Source organism: uncultured Thiodictyon sp., from assembly GCA_903837595.1.
Classification (GTDB): Bacteria; Pseudomonadota; Gammaproteobacteria; order Chromatiales; family Chromatiaceae; genus Thiodictyon.
The window spans coordinates 1-3267 of record CAILVI010000146.1 but is presented as its reverse complement, the minus strand read 5'-3'; the positions used below and the strand labels follow the sequence as shown (position 1 = coordinate 3267).

The following is a 3267-nucleotide window of genomic DNA, read 5'->3' as shown; positions in this document are numbered from 1 at the left end:
GCGCGTGTGCTGGTCGGGCGAGGACGTGAGAGGGCTCTCGGAGGCGCGGCGCGGGCGGCTGCGCAACCGCCAACTGGGCTTCGTCTACCAGTTCCACCACCTGTTGCCTGAGTTCACCGCCATCGAGAACGTGGCCATGCCACTGCTGATCGGCGGTGAATCGGCCAAGTCGGCGCAAGCCAAGGCCGAGGCGATCCTGGAGCGGGTGGGGTTAGGACACCGCGGCACCCACAAGCCCTCGGAGCTCTCCGGCGGCGAGCGCCAGCGGGCGGCCATCGCCCGCGCGCTGGTGACCCGCCCGGCCTGTCTGCTGGCGGACGAGCCCACCGGCAACCTGGACCGCAACACCGCCGGCCAGGTCTATGAACTGATGTTGGAGCTCAACGCCGACATCGGCACCGCGCTCGTCATCGTCACCCATGACCCGACGCTCGCCGCGCGCATGGATCAGGTCTGGCGGCTGGACGACGGGGTACTGACCACCGATTCCGACACCAGGGCTGCGGCCACCGCCTGAGTGCGCATCTCCAGATAGCGGCTGCGCCGCTGCGCAATCTCGCGCCGCAGGCTCCAGCGCCACAGCGCCTGGGTCGCGTAATAGCCCACCGCCGCAAAGGCAAAAGCGCACACCACCATGCCGATCCCCAGCGGTGTGAGCACCCCCAACCAGTTGTGCGGAGTCGTCCAGAAGTCCAGGTCGAAGCCCTTCGGGGCGACACCGGTCATCCAGGAGCCGACCGCATAGGCGAAGTAAAACATCGGCGGGATGGTCACCGGATTGCTGATCCACACCATGGCGACCGCGAGCGGCAGGTTGACCCGGAACACCATCGACAGCGCCACCGCCGAGAGCATGTGCCCGGCGGGCGGCATGTAGCAGATGAAGCAGGCCACCGCAACCGCACCCGAGGCCGAGCGCCGATTCAGATACCACAGGTTCGGGTCGTGGATGCGCTTGCCGAACACGGCCATGTAGCGGTTGTCCAGGATGACACTTGGGTGGGGCATGATCCGTTTCAGCAGCTTCCTCACATTCAGCTGGCTGATCCGTGTCAGCAGGTTCTTCGCCTTCAGCGGTTTCTTCACGTGGTCATCCGGGGGTAAGGGGCGGGCGAGCGTGCCGGCGGTGATCATGGTTGCGGCCCCCCAGTCCCGACTCGTGACACCGCTGCCGCGGTGTCACGCCTGTGTCAGGCGCTCTGCGCCGGGGAATCACGACCAAGGCCAGCACGCTGTCTGATGGGCCGTCGGGGATTGGCCGCCGCGCTCGCTGGTGGCCGTCAGACTTGAGCGCGGCACTATAACCGGTCCTGGCGGCCGAGCCGGCGATTTTCAAGCGACCGGCGGCCAGTTGCCTCCGCGCCGTCGACCAGCGGCCGATTTCGGCGCGGGGCGCGGTGGATGATGGCCTTGTTGCGACCCGCCGGTTGTTTGAAGTCGGCGAGGTCGTTTCGGGTCAAACCGCTGTCCTGGGCGGCCCGATCGACGTGCTCCTGCGCGCTGGCGAGCAGGGCCGGATAGATCGCTTGGGCACTCTCCAACAAGAGGTCTTCGAGGGTGCCCGTGGTCCGATTATCGGGCAGAACGAAGGCCCCCAACCGGGGCTTGCCGGGGGCCACCTGCCCGGGTATGGGATCGAGCGCAAAGCCTTTTGCAGCCATGTCGGACCTAAGCTTCGCATAGCGGGTAGCGGAAGTCTGTCGGTCGGCATCGAGCAATAGCCCGACACCGCTCATCGCTCCCCGACCGAGCATCGCCGCATTTTCCTCGACAATCTCGATCAACCGCGAATCCCCAAACGCGGAATGCACGGCGATGGCATCGGTGCCGCTCTGAAGGAACAGGGGCACCGGCATGCGTTTCTGGAGGTCGTCGTCCGGCGGGTAGTCCCGGGGAACGAGGGGAGCGAACAGCGGGTCCAGGTCGCTGAGATAACGTACCCGCTTCAAGCCATAGGGACTCAGAAGCCGATAGACCAGCTCGACATCGTGCGGACCCTCGACGACCACATAGCCGCAGCGCATGGCCTATCTCAGGTCCAAACCGCGCTCTTGGCGCAGCCGCAACAGGAGATCACCGGCGAATCGCTTAGTGGTGGTGAGAGCGTCCGAGCGCGAGAGTTGGAAGGCGACGACATCGCCTTGGTGTGCAGACGGGGCAAGGATGAGGGCGTCGAGCGCCTCCAGACTATGTGTGGTGACAAAGACCTGCACGTTCAGTTGCCGCGCGGACTCGATCAGCCATTGGAAGACGCGCCCCAGGGCCTTGACGTGTATACCGGTCTCGACCTCGTCAATGAGCAGCACCCCGCCGTCCTTCAATCCGGGCAGCGTCGCTGCGAGCAGAACGCAGCGGCGCATCGCGTCGCCGAACACCGACAGCGGCGCCCAGCCGAGACGGCGATGCTGCACATAGATGGCCGGGCGATCACCACGCAACGAGAGAACTTCGACATCTAGTACTTCTGGGTCAAAACCTTGGAGCATTTTCAACCCCTGATCTGAGTCTGAAAGAATGCGTAGCTTGGAATGGGATCTAACCTGTAGACGGTTGGTCTGATATGAATAGGGAGTGAGGGTCTCGCAGGCAAGTGACGCCAAAGAGCGCTTGCGATTTATCGAGAAACGAAACGTTTCTTCGCGCACAGGCAATGTGACTGATAGGTCACCTGATGGTCGGTTCCCGCGAAACGATCCAAGCTCCCCATGTTCATCCCATGTGACCTCATGCACCAAGTCGGCTCGCGCATGATCTGTGGCGCCTCGGCAAAAGAGTTCCGTACCAGGCGCGGCGGGAAGACACGTGCTCGTTGCTCGAAATGCTCGCTATAGGCGGCTGTGAGTTTTCGCAATGGAAACCTTCCTTCGCATTGCAGCTCGCATCGCCCCGAAAACAATTCATCAGGTTCACACAGTCCGCTGATTTGGGTGAAGCACCAGCGCAGCGAATCAGTTATTGTCTCGCCAAGGCCGCCAAAATCCCGCCGCCGGATCATGGCTGCCCGTTCTCCGGGGTCGTATGGTTTACACAATATCGACAGCGCCTCCAGCACGCTGGTCTTGCCCGAATCATTCGCCCCGATCAGGATGTTGACCCGCCCGAGGCCGTCGAGGTCGAGACCACGCAGACCGCGAAAGCCGTCGATCTGGACGCGTTCGAGTGAGAGTTCGGCCGTGGCGGTGCTCTTCTAAACGTGGGGTGGTGTTCAGGGGATAGTGGCGAGTGGTTCCGGCGGCCTTGATCATAACTCCGACCACGAGGTCTTGC

At 63.5% G+C, this 3267-nt stretch carries 5 protein-coding genes; 1 reads left to right on the top strand and 4 read right to left on the bottom strand.

Translation table 11 applies throughout. The features are described 5' to 3' along the window. A partial coding sequence (locus QZY44_RS07880) for an ATP-binding cassette domain-containing protein (protein ID WP_295444655.1) occupies positions 1-517 on the top strand: 517 nt, incomplete at its 5' end. Here the strand turns inward: QZY44_RS07880 and QZY44_RS07875 are convergent. The 4 genes from QZY44_RS07875 to QZY44_RS35690 all read right to left on the bottom strand — a co-directional run bounded on the left by QZY44_RS07875 (position 448) and on the right by QZY44_RS35690 (position 3127). Continuing rightward, on the bottom strand, positions 448-1134 hold the full coding sequence (locus QZY44_RS07875) for a DUF2062 domain-containing protein (protein ID WP_295444652.1): 687 nt from the start codon (positions 1132-1134) through the stop codon (positions 448-450). The two genes, QZY44_RS07880 and QZY44_RS07875, sit on opposite strands and share 70 nt — an antisense overlap. 164 nt (positions 1135-1298) lie before the next feature. Further along, on the bottom strand, positions 1299-2024 hold the full coding sequence (locus QZY44_RS07870; RefSeq protein WP_295444650.1) for a DUF3226 domain-containing protein: 726 nt from the start codon (positions 2022-2024) through the stop codon (positions 1299-1301). 3 nt (positions 2025-2027) lie between these two features. Beyond that, positions 2028-2486, bottom strand: coding sequence for an AAA family ATPase (locus QZY44_RS07865; RefSeq protein ID WP_295444647.1), 459 nt, complete (start codon positions 2484-2486; stop codon positions 2028-2030). 128 nt (positions 2487-2614) lie between these two features. Continuing rightward, the gene (locus QZY44_RS35690) at positions 2615-3127 is read right to left on the bottom strand and encodes an AAA family ATPase (protein ID WP_365303649.1); all 513 of its coding nucleotides are present in this window, start codon (positions 3125-3127) and stop codon (positions 2615-2617) included. Positions 3128-3267 lie beyond the last annotated feature (140 nt).

What these genes read in the sequence shown, in the direction of transcription:
- QZY44_RS07875 (WP_295444652.1), bottom strand. Translation starts at nt 1,134, where the DNA reads ATGATCACCGCCGGCACGCTCGCCCGCCCCTTACCCCCGGATGACCAC.
- QZY44_RS07870 (WP_295444650.1), bottom strand. Translation starts at nt 2,024, where the DNA reads ATGCGCTGCGGCTATGTGGTCGTCGAGGGTCCGCACGATGTCGAGCTG.
- QZY44_RS07865 (WP_295444647.1), bottom strand. Translation starts at nt 2,486, where the DNA reads ATGCTCCAAGGTTTTGACCCAGAAGTACTAGATGTCGAAGTTCTCTCG.